Source organism: Sinomonas atrocyanea, assembly GCF_030811715.1.
Taxonomy (GTDB): Bacteria; Actinomycetota; Actinomycetes; order Actinomycetales; family Micrococcaceae; genus Sinomonas; species Sinomonas atrocyanea_A.
The window spans coordinates 23,276-38,519 of the sequence record NZ_JAUSRH010000012.1 but is presented as its reverse complement, the minus strand read 5'-3'; the positions used below and the strand labels follow the sequence as shown (position 1 = coordinate 38,519).

Annotated in this window: 14 protein-coding genes; 4 read left to right on the top strand and 10 right to left on the bottom strand. The window is 72.2% G+C overall.

Translation table 11 applies throughout. The features are described 5' to 3' along the window. Positions 1-89: 89 nt before the first annotated feature. From J2W21_RS15970 to J2W21_RS15950, 5 genes are all read right to left on the bottom strand, one after another. Positions 90-2,156, bottom strand: a complete 2,067-nt coding sequence (locus tag J2W21_RS15970) for an acyltransferase family protein (RefSeq protein WP_307115498.1) — start codon at positions 2,154-2,156, stop codon at positions 90-92. Between the two features lie 58 nt (positions 2,157-2,214). Beyond that, entirely contained in the window at positions 2,215-4,239 is a 2,025-nt protein-coding gene (locus J2W21_RS15965) for an acyltransferase family protein (RefSeq protein ID WP_307115497.1), read from the bottom strand. Positions 4,240-4,446: 207 nt separating this feature from the next. After that, positions 4,447-6,060 (bottom strand): chaperonin GroEL, encoded by a 1,614-nt coding sequence (gene groL, locus J2W21_RS15960; protein ID WP_307115496.1) that lies wholly within the window; start codon positions 6,058-6,060, stop codon positions 4,447-4,449. Between the two features lie 74 nt (positions 6,061-6,134). After that, positions 6,135-6,431 carry a co-chaperone GroES gene (gene groES, locus J2W21_RS15955; protein WP_066499141.1) on the bottom strand — a complete coding sequence of 99 codons (297 nt, stop codon included), beginning with the start codon at positions 6,429-6,431 and terminating at the stop codon, positions 6,135-6,137. Positions 6,432-6,614: 183 nt separating this feature from the next. Continuing rightward, positions 6,615-7,001 carry a hypothetical protein gene (locus J2W21_RS15950; protein WP_307115495.1) on the bottom strand — a complete coding sequence of 129 codons (387 nt, stop codon included), beginning with the start codon at positions 6,999-7,001 and terminating at the stop codon, positions 6,615-6,617. Positions 7,002-7,055: 54 nt separating this feature from the next. On the opposite strand from J2W21_RS15950, the gene J2W21_RS15945 reads away from it, so the two are divergent. Next, positions 7,056-8,279, top strand: coding sequence for a class I SAM-dependent methyltransferase (locus tag J2W21_RS15945; protein WP_307115494.1), 1,224 nt, complete (start codon positions 7,056-7,058; stop codon positions 8,277-8,279). Between the two features lie 108 nt (positions 8,280-8,387). Here J2W21_RS15945 and J2W21_RS15940 read toward each other — a convergent pair whose 3' ends face one another. After that, the gene (locus J2W21_RS15940; RefSeq protein WP_307115493.1) at positions 8,388-9,206 is read right to left on the bottom strand and encodes a shikimate 5-dehydrogenase; all 819 of its coding nucleotides are present in this window, start codon (positions 9,204-9,206) and stop codon (positions 8,388-8,390) included. Between the two features lie 43 nt (positions 9,207-9,249). Next, on the bottom strand, positions 9,250-9,372 hold the full coding sequence (locus J2W21_RS15935) for a ribosomal protein bL36 (RefSeq protein WP_307115492.1): 123 nt from the start codon (positions 9,370-9,372) through the stop codon (positions 9,250-9,252). Positions 9,373-9,455: 83 nt separating this feature from the next. Here J2W21_RS15935 and J2W21_RS15930 point away from each other — a divergent pair, with 83 nt between their 5' ends. The 3 genes from J2W21_RS15930 (at position 9,456) to J2W21_RS15920 (ending at position 12,557) form a co-directional block, all read left to right on the top strand. Beyond that, the gene (locus J2W21_RS15930; protein WP_307115491.1) at positions 9,456-11,177 is read left to right on the top strand and encodes an acyl-CoA dehydrogenase family protein; all 1,722 of its coding nucleotides are present in this window, start codon (positions 9,456-9,458) and stop codon (positions 11,175-11,177) included. Between the two features lie 70 nt (positions 11,178-11,247). Beyond that, on the top strand, positions 11,248-12,390 hold the full coding sequence (locus J2W21_RS15925; protein ID WP_307115594.1) for a glutamate--cysteine ligase: 1,143 nt from the start codon (positions 11,248-11,250) through the stop codon (positions 12,388-12,390). Beyond that, positions 12,387-12,557 carry a hypothetical protein gene (locus J2W21_RS15920; RefSeq protein WP_307115490.1) on the top strand — a complete coding sequence of 57 codons (171 nt, stop codon included), beginning with the start codon at positions 12,387-12,389 and terminating at the stop codon, positions 12,555-12,557. The genes J2W21_RS15925 and J2W21_RS15920 overlap by 4 nt, the downstream gene beginning before the upstream one ends. 18 nt (positions 12,558-12,575) lie before the next feature. Here the strand turns inward: J2W21_RS15920 and J2W21_RS15915 are convergent, their stop codons facing one another. From J2W21_RS15915 to rimI, 3 genes are all read right to left on the bottom strand, one after another. Further along, positions 12,576-13,484 (bottom strand): hypothetical protein, encoded by a 909-nt coding sequence (locus J2W21_RS15915; protein ID WP_307115489.1) that lies wholly within the window; start codon positions 13,482-13,484, stop codon positions 12,576-12,578. A 163-nt stretch (positions 13,485-13,647) separates the two neighbouring features. Beyond that, positions 13,648-14,730, bottom strand: a complete 1,083-nt coding sequence (gene tsaD, locus J2W21_RS15910; RefSeq protein WP_307115488.1) for a tRNA (adenosine(37)-N6)-threonylcarbamoyltransferase complex transferase subunit TsaD — start codon at positions 14,728-14,730, stop codon at positions 13,648-13,650. Next, a complete protein-coding gene (gene rimI, locus J2W21_RS15905; RefSeq protein WP_307115593.1) occupies positions 14,727-15,242 on the bottom strand; it encodes a ribosomal protein S18-alanine N-acetyltransferase in 516 nt (171 codons plus the stop codon). The genes tsaD and rimI overlap by 4 nt, the downstream gene beginning before the upstream one ends. Positions 15,243-15,244 lie beyond the last annotated feature (2 nt).

The window sequence follows — 15,244 nt, the reverse complement described above, 5'->3', positions numbered from 1 at the left end:
GTTCTATCGTAAACTTCCGCCGCGTCAGCGGGTATTCCGAGGGGCGCCCCGGGTGAGGAATCCCACACCCGGCCGCGCCGGTGGGGGCCCTAGGACCAGCCGGTCGCGCGGGAGATGCGCTGGTCCAGGATGGAGGACATCGAGGCCGAGTACGTCGCGCTGATGTGGTTGTCGTCCAGGTACACGTACACGTTCCCGATCACCCCCTCGCACTGGCCCTGCGGGCAGAGCATGTCCGTCATGTCGATCGGATGGAAGCCCTTGGTGAACGTCTTGGCGAGCGGGGCGAGCGGGTCCTCGGGCGCGAGGGCCTGCGAGATGGGCACGCTGCAGGAGCCCGGGTCGGAGCCGGCCACACAGTCCGCCATGTTGAACGTGAACCGCGGGTTGTCCCGCAGCGCGATGACGTCGACGTCCTGGGCCGCGAAGGTCTTCAGCAGGTCCGCCAGGCCCGGTGTGGTGGTCTCCTTGGGACTCGACGGCGCCGCGGCCGTACCGACGAGGACCACGGCGTCCGGCTTGTGCTGGGCGATCTGCTGGAGCACCGCGCCGTTGAACTGGTCGCACTCGTCCCCGTCGTCGCCGCGCGGCGGCTGGAACTGGCAGCCGCCCTTGAGGAGCTGGTACATGCGCCAGTTGCGCTGCTGGGCTATGGGCTTGAGGGCGCCGAGCCACTGCTGGGCGTGCGAGTTGCCCACGACGAGCACCGTCTTGGAGGCGCCGGAGCCGCCGATCTGGCTGCAGCCGTTGTCCCGGAGCGCATCGGAGAGCCCGAGGTCGTCGTCGCAGGGATCGGGCAGGCCGGCCCAGTCGGACGGGAGCTGGTCCGCCGCCGGGAGGATCTGCGCCTTCGGGTCCGGGTGGCCGTTGTAGCCGGGCACCAGCACGGCAGCGCCGGGGTTGTCCCGCGAGGCATTGGCGAGGGCACGGTGGTTCGCCGCGTCGAGGGAGATCTGCACGCTGCCCACGAGGACCGCGACGGCGGCCCCGCACGCGGCGAGCGAGAGCAGGCCCCGGCGCCGGTTCTTCTCCGGCCACGCCCAGGCCCGCCACGGACGGTCGATGAAACGGGTGGTCAGGTACGCCAGGACGAGCGAGCCGGCGATCGCAGCGCTGCCAGAGAGCCAGCCCATCCGCTCCTTGCCGGAGACGGCGAGGGCGATGACGAGGACCGGCCAGTGCCACAGGTACAGGCTGTAGGAGATGTCGCCGAGCTTGCGCAGCGGCGGGGTGTCCAGGAGCCGGTGGACGCCGGCCCGGCCGCCCGAGTCGGCGGCGAGGATCACGGCGGAGGCCGAAAGCGTGGGCCACAGGGCGGCGGCGCCGGGGAACATGCCGTCCACCCGCAGGATGAGCCCGCAGGTGACGATTCCGGCGAGGCCGATCCAGCCGGCGATCGCGGCCACGCGCGCCGGGAGGTCGACCCGCTGCGCTACGAGGGCCACGAGCGCGCCCAGGGCGAACTCCCACAGGCGGGCGAACGTGTCGAAGTACGCCTCCGACTGGGACACGGCCGTGAAGTAGACCGAATAGGCGAGCGAGCAGACGAAGATGACCCCGAACACCTTCAGCAGCACGCCCCAGTAGTCCAGCGCGCGGGCCCGGCACAGGCCCGAGACCACCACGAAGATCACCGGGAAGACGATGAAGACCTGGCCCTGGATCGAGAGCGACCAGAAGTGCTGGAACGGGCTCGCGAGGGCGTGGTCGCCGGCGTAGTAGTCCACCGCGTCCCGCTGCAGGACGAAGTTCTCCACATAGCCCAGGGACGCCCAGGCCTGCTCGAGCACAGGTCCGAGGCGCGTGGGCGGCAGGAACGCGAGCACGGCCACCACGGTGCCGATGATCGTGACCACCGCAGGGGGCAGCAGGCGGCGGAAGGTGTGGATCCAGCGCTTCACGAGCCCCACCCGCACGCCGCGCCGGTGCCGGTCGAGGAACTGCCCGGTCATGAGGAAGGCGGAGACGAGCAGGAACACGTCCACTCCCCCGGAGACACGTCCGAGCCACACGTGGTACGCGACGACGAGGCCGAGCGCGACGGCCCTCAGGCCCTGGATCTCGGGCCGGAACCCGCGCCGCGCCGAGCGCGCGGTCCCCGGGGACCCCTCCGGCTGACGGACCGGGTCCAGGGTGTCAGGGCGCGCGGGCGTCACGTCGAGGGCCTCCTCAGGGTTGGGCGGAAGCCCCCAGTCTAGACGAGGCCCTCAAATATCATGAAAGGGCCGCCGCTGAAAGACGCTGCCCGAGGATCGTGGCCATCGATGCGGAGTAGGTCCTCGTGACGTGGTTGTCGTCGAGGTAGACGTACGTGTTGCCGATGACTCCGGGGCACGCCCCGCGCGGACACAGCAGGTCGGTCATGTCGATCTGCACGAAGTGCTTGGGGTGCGCGGCCGCGAAGGCGGTGAGCGGATTCTTCGGCGCGAGCAGCGACGACTGCGGGAGGCTGCACTTCGGGGACGACGCGCCGTTGCGGGCCACGCAGTCGGCCATGTTGAACGTGAAGCGGGGGTTGTCACGGAGCGCGACCACGGTCGAGCCCTTCGCGGTCAGTGCCGCGACGACCGCATCGAGTCCCGGCGAGAGGACCTCCGCGGGCGACGACGCCGCCGCCACCGTGCCGACCATGAACACCGTTCCCGGCGGGTTCGCCGCGAGGTAGGCGGCCACGGAGGCGTTGAACGCGTCGCAGTCGGGGTTGCCCGACTTGGTGGTCGGAGCGTAGACGCAGCCGCCCTTGAGGAGGGAGACGACGCGTTCCCCGCGCTGCGCGGCGACCGGCTCGAGGGCGGCCATCCACTGCTCGGCGTGGGAGTCGCCGACCACCACGATGGTCTTGGCCTCGCTGGCCGCCACCGCGTTCATGCCGCAGATGGGCGCGAGGGAGTCGGGGACCTTGAGGTCGCTCGAGCACTTCTTGGGCAGCCCGTACCAGTCGGTGGGGACCTTCTGGGCCACCGGGATCAGGCTCGCGGTGGACGGGGCCTTGTCGTCGTAGTCGGGGTCGAGGGCCTCGGCCCCCGGGTTGTCCACGGCGGCGCGCGCCTCGACCTGGGCGGTGGTGGTCTGCACGGTGCCCTGCACCGCGGCGATGGGCGCGACGCCGACGAGCACGCATGCGGCCGCCCCGGCGAAGCCGTTGCGCAGCCGCAGCTCGGGCCAGCGCCACGCACGCCAGGGGGTGTCCACGAACCGGATCGTTGCCCACGCGAGCACCACCGAGACGAGGACGGCCAGGGTTCCGAGGAGCCAGCCGGCCTCCTCGCGCTGGCGCCACGTGAGGGCGATGACGAGCACGGGCCAGTGCCACAGGTACAGGCCGTAGGAGATGTCGCCGAGCTTGCGCAGCGGCTTCGAGGCGAGGACCTGGTGCACGCCGAAGCGGCCGCCGTGCTGGGCCGCGAGGATCACCGCTGCCGCGGAGAGCGTGGGCCACAGGGCAATCGCGCCGGGGAAGAGGCCCTGGACGTCGAGGACGAGCCCGCAGGCCACGATCGAGGCCACGCCGCCCCAGCCCATCACGAGCGCCGCGCGCCGCCCGACGCGCACCCTGTCGACCGCGAGGGCGAGGAGGCTGCCGAGCGCGAACTCCCAGATGCGGGCCGGCAGGGAGAAGTACGCCTGCACCTGGTCGGTCGCGGTGAACCAGACCGAGAACGCGAAGGAGGCGGCGAAGACCGCCGCGAAGCCCACGGTGAGGACCTTCTCGTAGGCGAGGCCCCGGCGTCGTGCGAGCGCGCCGAGCGCCACGAAGACGAGCGGGAAGAGGATGAAGATCTGGCCCTGGATGGAGAGGGACCAGAAGTGCTGGAAGGGGCTCGCGAGGGAGTGGTCCTGGGCATAGTAGTCCACGGCGTCGCTCTGCAGGAGCCAGTTCTCCACGTAGCCGAGGGACGCCGCGCCCTCCCGGAGCATGTCTCCCCACCGGGTCGCGGGAAGGAAGATGACGGCGGCGATGACGGTGCCGGCGATGGTCACGGCCGCCGCGGGCAGGAGGCGCCGGAACACGTGCAGCCAGTGCTTGAGCAGGTGGGTGCGCTCGCCGCGGCGGTGCCGGGCCACGAACTGGCCGGTCATGAGGAACGCGGAGACCATGAGGAACACGTCGACCCCGCCCGAGACGCGCCCGAGCCACACGTGGTAGAGCACCACGAGCGCCACGGCGACCGCCCTCAGGCCCTGGATCTCGGGTCGGAAGACACGCCCCCCACTTGCCTGCCTGTGTCCTTCGGCCACCACGCCAGCCCCACTCCTTCTCGTCAGCCGATTTTCCTGCCCCTCCATTGCGCCCCGCCGACCTGTGCGTTCCCTGTGAGCGGCGTTGCCGCTCCTTATGAAAGCGCCCGCCCGGGCGGGGCCTTTCCGGACGCACGACGGCGGCCGCGCCCCTCGTGCGGGAGGGGCGCGGCCGCCGTCGTGCTCGCCTGGGCGGGAGGTTCAGCCTCAGTGGCTGTGGCCCGCGTGGGCGTCCTCGTCCTCGGCCGGCTTGTCCGCCACGAGGGTCTCCGTGGTCAGGACGAGGGCCGCGATCGAGGCGGCGTTCCGCAGTGCGGAGCGGGTCACCTTGACCGGGTCGATGATGCCGGCCGCGAGGAGGTCCTCGTACTCGCCCGTCTTGGCGTTGAAGCCGTGGTTCACCTCGGCCTCGGCCACGCGCGCGGCGACGACGTAGCCGTCGTGCCCGGCGTTCTGGGCGATCCAGCGCAGCGGCTGGACGAGCGCGCGGCGCACGATCCCGACGCCCACCGCGGCGTCGCCCTCGAGGGCCTTGACGTCCGCGTCCTCGTCGAGCACGCGCACGGCGTGCACGAGCGCCGAGCCGCCGCCGGCCACGATGCCCTCCTCGAGGGCCGCGCGGGTCGAGGACACGGCGTCCTCGATGCGGTGCTTCTTCTCCTTGAGCTCGACCTCGGTGGCCGCGCCGACCTTGATCACGCCGATGCCGCCGGCGAGCTTGGCGAGGCGCTCCTGGAGCTTCTCGCGGTCCCAGTCGGAGTCCGTGCGGGCGAGCTCGGCGCGCAGCTGCGCGACGCGGGCCTGCACGTCCTCGGCCGTGCCGGCGCCGTCGACGAGGGTCGTGTTGTCCTTCGTGACGGTGATGCGGCGCGCGGTGCCGAGCTGCTCGAGGCCCACCTGGTCCAGGGACAGGCCGACCTCCGGGGAGACGACCTGCGCGCCCGTGAGGGTCGCGATGTCCTGGAGCATGGCCTTGCGGCGGTCGCCGAAGCCCGGTGCCTTGACGGCCACGACGCTCAGGGTGCCGCGGAGGCGGTTGACGATGAGCGTCGAGAGGGCCTCGCCGTCCACGTCCTCGGCGATGACGAACAGCGGCTTCGAGGCGGAGAGGACCTTCTCGAGCAGCGGCAGGAAGTCCTGCAGCGAGGAGATCTTGCCCTGGTGGATGAGGATGAGCGCGTCCTCGAGGACGGCCTCCTGGCGCTCCGCGTCCGTGACGAAGTACGGCGAGAGGTAGCCCTTGTCGAACTGCATGCCCTCGGTGAGCACGAGCTCGGTCTGGGTGGTGGAGGCTTCCTCGATGGTGATGACGCCGTCCTGGCCCACCTTGTCGAAGGCCTCGGCGAGCAGGTCGCCGATCTCCTCGGACTGGGCCGAGATCGCCGCGACGTTCGCGACGTGGCGGCCGGAGACCTCGCGGGCGTTCTCCTTCAGGCGGGCGGCGACGGCCTCGACGGCCACCTCGATGCCGCGCTTGACCTCGCCCGGGGCCGCGCCGGCGGCCACGTTGCGCAGGCCCTCCTTGACGAGGGCCTGGGCGAGGACGGTCGCCGTCGTCGTGCCGTCGCCGGCGACGTCGTTGGTCTTGGTGGCGACCTCCTTGGCGAGCTGGGCGCCGAGGTTCTCGTACGGGTCGTCGAGCTCGACCTCACGGGCGATCGTCACGCCGTCGTTCGTGATGGTGGGGGCGCCCCACTTCTTGTCGAGGACCACGTTGCGGCCGCGCGGGCCGAGGGTCACCTTGACGGTGTCGGCGAGCTTGTCGACGCCCGTCTCGAGGGCCTTGCGCGCGGCGTCGCTGAATGCGAGCTGCTTAGCCATTCGCTACTCCTGTGTGTCTGGATCAAGCACGACACCCCGGCCGCAGGGGGCGGCCGGGGCGCAGCGCGGGAGCGTTACTTGACGACGATCGCCAGGACGTCGCGGGCCGAGAGCACGAGGTACTCGGCACCGCCCGTCTTGACCTCGGTGCCGCCGTACTTGGAGTAGAGGACGACGTCGCCGACGGTGACGTCCACCGGCACGCGGTTGCCGTTGTCATCGACGCGGCCGGGGCCGACAGCGACGACCTCGCCCTCCTGCGGCTTCTCCTTCGCGGTGTCCGGAATCACGAGGCCGGACGCGGTGGTCTGCTCGGCCTCGAGCGGCTTGACGACAATGCGATCCTCGAGGGGCTTGATGGAGACCGACACGGATCTCTCCTTTACATCAACGGGTCACGGATGGTGAGCCGGGCAAGCAACCGTCGTCGCGGGTGCCGGGAGCGTGCCTGACAGGGTTAGCACTCGGCACCGCCGAGTGCTACTGGCGACTCTAGTGAGCGCGCTGGCACTCGGTCAAGGCGAGTGCCAACTGGTGTCGGGAGGGGCCGGAACCTACTCGCCCGCGAGCTCGTCGTAGCCGAGGTCGTCGCCCTCGTCGTCGGCGTCGAGGCCGCGCGTGGCGTACATGACGGCGATCGAGGCGATGAGCGCGAGGCCGCCCACGACGAGGCCGATGATCGCGCCGATCTTGACCCCGAGGAACTGGTCCCGCAGCGACTGCGCCTCGTCGGTGGCGTCGCTGATGTTCTTGCCGCCCACCGAGTAGACGGTGGCGTTGAAGGCGTCCAGACCCATCACCACGACGAGCAGCACCGCAGCGACCACCGTGATGACGATGCCCGCGATGAGCACGGGGCGCGCATAGGGCCTCAGCCGCGGGAGGAGGCCTGCCGGCTCCGGTCGAGCTGGAACGGGGTCGACGCTGGGGCTGGTCTCCATGCCCACCAGCCTAACCAATGAGGCCCCGGCACGCGGCGCACTACGCTGGATGGCATGCCCGACGACAGACACGCCCCGGACCAGCTGGCACCTCTGCTGACACCCGAGGGGTGGGCGCTGCTCAACTCGCTCGGCCCCTACCGCGAGGAGGACGCGCTGGCGATCAGCGGCCGGCTCCGCAAGTCGGGCCACTCCCCCGAGCTCGTCTCGGCCGTCCTCTCCCAGGCCCGGCTGCGGGCCCGGGCCGCCGCGAAGTTCGGCGAGTTCGCCTCGAGCATGCTCTTCACCCGGGCCGGGCTCGAGCAGGCCACCCGGCTCTCGGTCGCGGCCCGCCACGCCCGGCGGTTCGTCGATGCCGGCGTTCGGCGTGTCGCGGACCTCGGGTGCGGCCTCGGCGCGGACGCGATGGCGATGGCGTCCCTTGACCTCGAGGTCACAGCGGTGGAGCTCGACGAGACCACCGCCGCGTGCGCCACGATGAACCTCATGCCGTTCCCGCAGGCCCGGGTCGTGCACGCCGACGCCCAGTCCGTCGACCTCGCGGGGATCGACGGGGTCTGGCTCGACCCCGCCCGGCGGTCGACGTCGACCTCCGGCACCACCCGCCTGTGGGACCCGGAGGAGTTCTCGCCGCCGCTGAGCTTCGTCGAGGGGCTCGCCGGCCGCGGCCTGCCCGTGGGAGTCAAGCTGGGCCCTGGCCTGCCGCACGGGTCCGTGCCCGCCGGCTGCGAGGCCCAGTGGGTCTCGGTGCAGGGGGATGTCGCGGAGGTCGGCCTCTACTTCAACGCGCTCAAGCGGCCCAGTGTGCGCAGGGCCGCCCTCGTCCTGGGGGACGGCGGCGCGGCGGAGCTCGTCGCCGAGACGGACTTCGGCGCCGGGGCCGAGCCGCGGATCGGCCCGCTGGAAGGCTTCCTCTACGAGCCCGATGGTGCCGTGATCCGGGCGGGGCTCGTCGCCGAGCTCGCTGAGCGCCTCGGCGGGGCGCTCGTGGACCCGCACATCGCCTACATCTGCGCGCCGCAGCTCGTGCAGACGCCGTTCGCGAAGGCCTACCGGGTGCTCGAGGTCCGGCCCTACAACGTCAAGGCGCTGCGCGCCTGGGTGCGCGAGCAGGGCATCGGCGTCCTGGACATCAAGAAGCGCGGCGCGTCCGTCACGCCCGAGGAGCTGCGCCGGGTGCTCCTGACGGGCCAGCGCAAGGGGGCCACGGCCAAGGCCACGCTCGTGCTCACGCGCATCGGCGACGACCGCGTGGCAGCCGTCGTCGAGCCCGCCTGAGCCCCGTTGAGGGGTCATGTCCCAGCGTTGAGGGGTCATGTCCCAGCGTTGAGGGGTCATGTCCCATAGAGATATGACCCCTCAAGCTAGGGACATGACCCCTCAGCGCTACTGGGCGCGCATGAACTCCTCGGCCGCGCGCACCTGCTCGTCGGTCGGGCGCATGCCGGTGTAGAGCACGAACTGCTCGAGCGCCTGGATCGTCATGACCTCGGCCCCGGAGATGACGGTCTTCCCCGCGGCGCGGCCGGCCTTGATGAGCGGCGTCTCCGCTGGGAGGGCCACGACGTCGAAGACGACGCGCGCGGCGTCGACCGCCGCACCCGGGAAGGACAGCGCCTCGGCCTCGGGGCCACCCGCCATGCCGATCGGGGTGACGTTGACGAGGATGTCCGCGGTCCGGTCTCCCAGCTCCGGGACCCAGGTGAAGCCGTACAGATCGGCCAGCCCGCGGCCCGCCGCCTCGTTGCGGGCCACGATCGTCACGTCCGTGAAGCCGGCATCGCGGAACGCCGCGGCGGTCGCCTTGGCCATGCCGCCGGAGCCGCGCAGCAGGACGGACCAGGCCGGGTCCAGCCCGTTGCGCGCTATCAGCTGCGCGATCGCGGAGTAGTCCGTGTTGTAGGCCGTGAGCACGCCCGAGTCGTTGACGATCGTGTTGACCGAGTCGATCGCCGCGGCGGAGGGGTCCATCCGGTCCACGAGCGCGATCACGTCCTCCTTGTACGGCATCGAGACGGCACAGCCGCGGATGCCGAGCCCCCGCACGCCGGCGATCGCCTGGGCCAGGTCCGTCGGTGCGAACGCCTTGTAGATCCAGTTCAGCCCGAGCGCGTCGTAGAGGTAGTTGTGGAAGCGCGTCCCGTTGTTGCTCGGCCGGGCCGAGAGGGAGATGCACAGCGTCATGTCTTTGTTGAGGATCGGCACGGCACAAGGCTAGTGCCGTGCCGACCTCCCGCGCGCGGGCGGATCAGCCCTGGCGCGCCGTGAGCCGAGGGCTCCTCTTGTTGATGACGAACGTCCTGCCCCGGCGGCGCACCACCTGCGCCCCGGGGACCTTCTTCAGCGCACGCAGCGAGTTGCGGACCTTCATGATGCTCCTTCCAACCGTTTGATGAGAGTCGTTGTCAATAACGGACTCTGGCCCCCGCGCATTCCCCGGTGTGCAATGGGAGGATGCAGCACACCGACGGGGCCGCGGACGCCGCCAACCAGGCGCCCCCGCGGCTCGGGGTCGACGAGTTCTCCGCCAACGCCGCGCTGGTCGACGGCGTCCGCCGCTTCGGCGCTAGCTGGGCCTCGGGCGAGCTGGCCGCGGTGGGGCGGCTCGTCGGCTCCGAGCAGTTCGCCGAGAACGCGCGCCTGGCCAACGCGTGCCCGCCCGTCCTCCACGCCCTCGACCGGTACGGCGCGCGGCGGGACGAGGTCGAGTACCACCCGGCCTACCACCATGTCCTCGCCGACGCAGTGGCCCACGGAGCCCACACCGCGGCGTGGGCCGACCCACGCCCCGGCGCCCACGTGGCCCGGGCCGCGGTGTTCATGCTCTTCGCCCAGGTCGAGCCCGGCCACGCCTGCCCGGTCTCGATGACCCACGCCGCCGTTCCCGCCCTGGCGAGGGAGCCCGACGTCGCCCGCGTCTGGCTCCCCTGCCTCTACGGCGACGGCTACGAGCCGCGGCTCCTGCCGGCCGGCCGCAAGCCGGGAGCCCTCGTGGGGATGGCGATGACGGAGCGGCAGGGCGGCTCGGACGTGCGCGCCCTCACCACCTCCGCGCGCGACGCCGGCAACGGCACCGCGCTGCTGACCGGAGCCAAATGGTTCTGCTCGGCGCCCATGAGCGATGCGTTCCTCGTGCTCGCCCGCGAGCAGTCCCGGGAGCAGGAGGGGATCTCCTGCTTCCTCGTCCCGCGCGTGCTCGAGGACGGGGCACGCAACCCGTTCCGGCTCGTGCGCCTGAAGTCCAAGCTCGGCAACCGGGCCAATGCCTCCGCCGAGGTCGAGTTTGAGGACACGCTCGGCTGGCGGATCGGCGAGCCCGGGCGCGGGGTGCCCACCATCCTCGGCATGGTCCACGAGACGCGCCTCGACTGCATCCTGGGCACCGCCGCGGGCATGCGGCAGGCGGTCGCCGAGGCGCTCTGGCACGCGCGGCACCGCCGGGCATTCGGCCGCCGCCTCGTCGACCAGCCCGCGATGTCCGCCGTCCTCGCCGACCTCGCCCTCGAGTACGAGGCCGCGGTGGCGCTGGGGCTGCGGCTCGCGGCCGCGGACGACGCCGTGTGGTCGCCGCCGGCGCGATCGGCCGCCGCCGGTGGGGACGCGCCGTCGTCCGTCCCCAGCCCGGCAGCAACGGAAGGCGCGCGGCGCGAGCGGGCGTTCGCCCGGATCGCGACCGCGATCGGCAAGTACTGGGTGTGCCAGCGCGGGCCGGCCCACGCCGCCGAGGCCCTCGAGTGCCTCGGCGGCAACGGGTACACCGAGGACTTCCCGCTGGCCATGCGGTACCGGGAGCAGCCGGTCATGGCGATCTGGGAGGGGTCCGGCAACGTCGTGGCGCTCGACGTGCTGCGCGCCCTGGGGCGCGAGCCCGACTCGGCCGAGGCGCTCGCCGAGGAGCTCGAGCTCCACCGCGGCGCCCATCCCGCCCTCGACGCCCACCTCGAGCAGGCCCTCGCCCTCATGGCCGACGCCGCCCGCGAGCCCGCCGAGGCCCAGGCGTGGGCGCGACGGCTGGCCGAGACGCTCGCCCTCGCCCTGCAGGCGACCCTCCTGCTCGACGGCGAGCCGGCCGTGGCCGAGGCCTTCATCGCCTCCCGGCTCGGGCCCGGGCGCGGGCTCGGTTACGGCTGCCTGCCCGATGCAGCAAGGACGGACTCCATCCTCGCCCGGGCCTGACGACCCGTAGACTTGGACCACTTGTGCACAGCCAGCCGGCGCCGCCGGCCTCACCCCCGGGGGTCCCACACTGGAGATCGACTTCGCGCCGTCCGAGCAGTCCACCATCGGACTCGAATGGGAGATGGCCCTCGTGGACAAGCATGGCGGCGAGCTGGTCTCGCTCGCGCCCCAGATCCTCGAGCGGCTGACGGCCGAGCGCCCCGAGCTGTTCGGCGACACGCCCCGCATCCACCAGGAGCTGCTGCTCAACACGGTGGAGCTCGTGACCGGCGTGCACAGCACCGTCGGGGACGCCGTGGCGGACCTGGGCGAGTCCCTCGCGGCGGTGCGGAGCATCACCGACCGGGTCGGGGTCGAGCTGTTCTCCGCCGGGAGCCACCCGTTCAGCCAGCCGCGGCTCCAGCCGGTGACGGACAAGGAGCGCTACGCCAAGCTGATCGACCGCACGCAGTGGTGGGGGCGGCAGATGGTGATCTACGGGGTCCACGTGCACGTGGGCCTGGACCGGCGGGACAAGGCCATGCCCGTCCTCGACGCCCTCGTGAACTACTTCCCCCACTTCCAGGCGCTCTCCGCCTCGAGCCCCTTCTGGAGTGGGGAGGACACCGGGTACGCGTCGCAGCGCGCCCTCATGTTCCAGCAGCTGCCCACCGCGGGGCTGCCGTTCCAGTTCCCGGACTGGGCCGGTTTCGAGCACTACGTCGGCGACATGCTCAAGACCGGCGTGATCGACCTCATCAGCGAGATCCGGTGGGACATCCGCCCCGTCCCGCGGCTGGGCACGATCGAGATGCGCGTCTGCGACGGGCTCTCCACGCTCGAGGAGATCGGCGCCATCGGGGCGCTCACGCAGTGCCTCGTCGAGGAGGCCTCCCGGTCGCTGGACGCCGGGGAGCAGATCCCCACGATGCCGCCGTGGCACGTGCAGGAGAACAAGTGGCGTGCGGCCCGCTACGGCCTCGACGCGATCATCATCCTCGACGCCGAGGGCAACGAGCGGCTCGTCACGGAGCACCTGGCCGAGACGCTCGAGCGGCTCGCGCCCATCGCCGAGGACCTGGGCTGCACCAAGGAGCTGCGCGGGATCGAGGGCATCATCACGCGCGGGGCCGGGTACCAGCGCCAGCGGCGGGTCGCGGAGGCCCATGGCGGGGACCTGCGCGCGGTGGTGCTCGAGGAGGCCCGCCTCATGCGCGAGGGCTACGCGTGAGCGACCGCCCCCAGCGGCGCTCCCCCGCGCGGATCGTCTTCCTGCTCGTGATCGTGGTCGTGGTGCTCGCCGCGACCTCCCACGGGCAGGCGGCCCTGTGGGTCGCGGCCGCGGCGGCCGTGTATGCGCTCGTGGAGGGGCTGCTGGTCTGGCGCGCGCGCCGGTAGCGGGCATTTCGACACAACTCACGCGGCGAACGGCCCCATTCCGGCCCGCTTCCGGGCTGACTTGTGTCGATATGCCCGGGTCACGTCGGCCACGACAGCACCGACCCATGCCCTGTGCCCCATGATGTGCTCCCACGAGAACCGCAGGACGACCCGTCCGGCCCGCACCAGTTCGTTGTACCGCGTGCAGTCACGGTGCAGGTTCTCGCGGCCGCCGTGCCACTCGAAGCTGTCCGCCTCCGTGACCACGGGAGTGTCCTCGCTGCCGAGGTCCACCACGTAGGGCCCGCCCGCAGTCATGATCCTCATCTGCGGGCGGAGGACCACACCTGCCTCGAGGCAGGCCGCCCGGAGCCCGGATTCGAACGGGTTCGCGGCCCTGGCATCCATGTGCTCAAGGACCCGGCGCTGAGCCTGCCGGTTCCGCCCGGTCCACGTCGCGGCCGCGGCCTCCAGCCCCTCCGGGGTGACGAGCCCTCGCCGGAGCGCGGAGTCGGCGATGGCGAGGCCCTCGGCGAAGGGCAGGGCGGCCGCGCAGTCGAGCACCGTGCGGGTGGGGGACGTCGCGGACACCATGCCCACGTGCCAGAGGTCCTGGGGCGGCAGGAGGCGGGTGACGATCGCGGCACTTGGACGGGGCCGGACCTTGATGCCGCGCGCCACCGCGAGCTCCACAGGCCGCGGTCGGTGCAGCACCCCAATGCCAAGGGCGAGCGCCGCCGACCGGCCGTAGAGCACTGCTCCGCACTCGAGCGCGATCCGGTGGGAGGCCGCGACGAAGGCCAGAGCGTAGGCGCCGTGGCCGGCCCGGACGACTTCTCCGTCTTCGACGGCGCGTTCGAGCGCGCGCCGGCCGCAGCTGCGCCGCAGTTCCGCGAAGGACGCGCTGCCCCCGGCCGCTGCCAGTACCTCCAAAGGTCCGCTCATGGGCACAGCATGGCCCGGATCACGCGCGGGCCCGGGCTGCCGTCTCGGCTATGTGGACAGCGGGCCGCGGGCATTTCGACACAACTCACGCCTCCGATGGGGCCCCGGACGGCCGTTTCGGCGCCGAGTTGTGTCGATATGCCCGCCGGGACGCCCGGGGCGGCTACCGCGCGGTGACCGTGGTGACCGGCAGCGAGGACTCGGGCGCGACCTCGAGCCCGCTGGGCTCGCCGCCGTCCATGATCACCCGGGCCGCGAGCGCCGCGACCATGGCCCCGTTGTCCGTGCACAGCGAGAACCGGGGCACGGCCAGGGAGATCCCGGCCTCCTCGCACCGCTGCCGGGTGAGCTCGCGCAGGCGCGAGTTCGCGGCCACGCCTCCGCCCAGGAGCAGGTTCTGGATCCCCTGCTCGCGGCAGGCCAGGATGGCCTTGGATGTGATGACGTCCACCACGGCCTCCTGGAACGAGGCGGCGATGTCCGCGACCGGCACAGGCTCCCCGGCGGCTTGGAACTGCTCGACGCACCGCGCCACGGCCGTCTTGAGCCCGGAGAACGACCAGTCGTAGCGGTGCGGGCCCGGCGCCTCGGCCGTGCCCATGTACTTGGGCTGGGTGAGCCCGCGCGGGAAGCGGATGGCCTTGGGGTTGCCCTCGCGCGCGAGCCTGTCGATCACGGGGCCGCCTGGGTAGCCGAGGCCCAGCAGCCGTGCGACCTTGTCATAGGCCTCGCCGGCGGCATCGTCGATCGTCGAGCCCAGGAGCTCCACGTCGCCCGCGATGTTGCGCACCCGCAGCACCTCGGTGTGGCCGCCCGAGACGAGCAGGGCGCCGAGGTGCGGGGGCAGCTCGCCCTCGTAGACGCCGTCGTCGAGCAGCCCCACGCCCACATGGGCCACGAGGTGGTTCACGGCGTAGAGGGGCTTGCCGGTGGCGACCGCGAGCGCCTTCGCGCCGCACACGCCCACCATGAGGGCGCCGGCGAGGCCGGGGCCGGTGGTGACGGCGAGCGCGTCGATCTCCTCGAGGGTCACGCCAGCGGTGTCGAGGGCCTCGCGGAGCGTCGGGACCAGGGCGTCGAGGTGGGCGCGCGAGGCGATCTCGGGGATCACCCCACCGAAGCGGACGTGCTCGTCCATCGAGGAGGAGACGGTGTTGGCGAGCAGCGTGGTGCCGCGCACGATCCCCACCCCGGTCTCGTCGCACGAGGACTCGATGCCCAGGACGAGCGGCTCCTGGCGGTTCATTCCGTCTCCCCTCCCGCCGGTGCGGCCGGTTCGCCGGCCCGCAGCGGCAGCTGCATGATGAGCGCGTCGGCGCCGTCGCGGTAGTAGCGCCGGCGCACGTGGATCTGGGCGAAGCCGAAGCGGCGGTAGAGGGCCTGCGCGCGGGGGTTGTCGGCGCGGACCTCGAGCAGCACGTCGTGGGCGCCGCGGCGCCGGGCCTCGGCGATGAGCTCGGCGAGGACGGCGGAGCCGATGCCGCGGCCCTCCCGCTCGGGCACCACGGCGATGGTCTGGACGTCCGCGATCGGCTGGACGCACAGGAGCCCGGCGTACGCGACGATCCGGTTCCCCTCCGGCGCCGCCTCCTCGGCGACGTAGTAGCGGCGCGTCTCGGGCTGGCTGAGCTCGTCGCGGAACATCTGCTCGGGCCACGCGTCGACCGGGAACAGCGCCCGCTCGAGGGCGTGGACGGCGGGCACGTCGGCTTCGGTCATGTCGCGGAGCACGACGCCGGCCGGCAGCCGGGCGGGCATCT

What these genes read in the sequence shown, in the direction of transcription:
- groL (WP_307115496.1), bottom strand. Translation starts at nt 6,060, where the DNA reads ATGGCTAAGCAGCTCGCATTCAGCGACGCCGCGCGCAAGGCCCTCGAG.
- J2W21_RS15950 (WP_307115495.1), bottom strand. Translation starts at nt 7,001, where the DNA reads ATGGAGACCAGCCCCAGCGTCGACCCCGTTCCAGCTCGACCGGAGCCG.
- J2W21_RS15945 (WP_307115494.1), top strand. Translation starts at nt 7,056, where the DNA reads ATGCCCGACGACAGACACGCCCCGGACCAGCTGGCACCTCTGCTGACA.
- J2W21_RS15935 (WP_307115492.1), bottom strand. Translation starts at nt 9,372, where the DNA reads ATGAAGGTCCGCAACTCGCTGCGTGCGCTGAAGAAGGTCCCCGGGGCG.
- J2W21_RS15930 (WP_307115491.1), top strand. Translation starts at nt 9,456, where the DNA reads ATGCAGCACACCGACGGGGCCGCGGACGCCGCCAACCAGGCGCCCCCG.
- J2W21_RS15915 (WP_307115489.1), bottom strand. Translation starts at nt 13,484, where the DNA reads ATGAGCGGACCTTTGGAGGTACTGGCAGCGGCCGGGGGCAGCGCGTCC.
- tsaD (WP_307115488.1), bottom strand. Translation starts at nt 14,730, where the DNA reads ATGAACCGCCAGGAGCCGCTCGTCCTGGGCATCGAGTCCTCGTGCGAC.
- rimI (WP_307115593.1), bottom strand. Translation starts at nt 15,242, where the DNA reads ATGCCCGCCCGGCTGCCGGCCGGCGTCGTGCTCCGCGACATGACCGAA.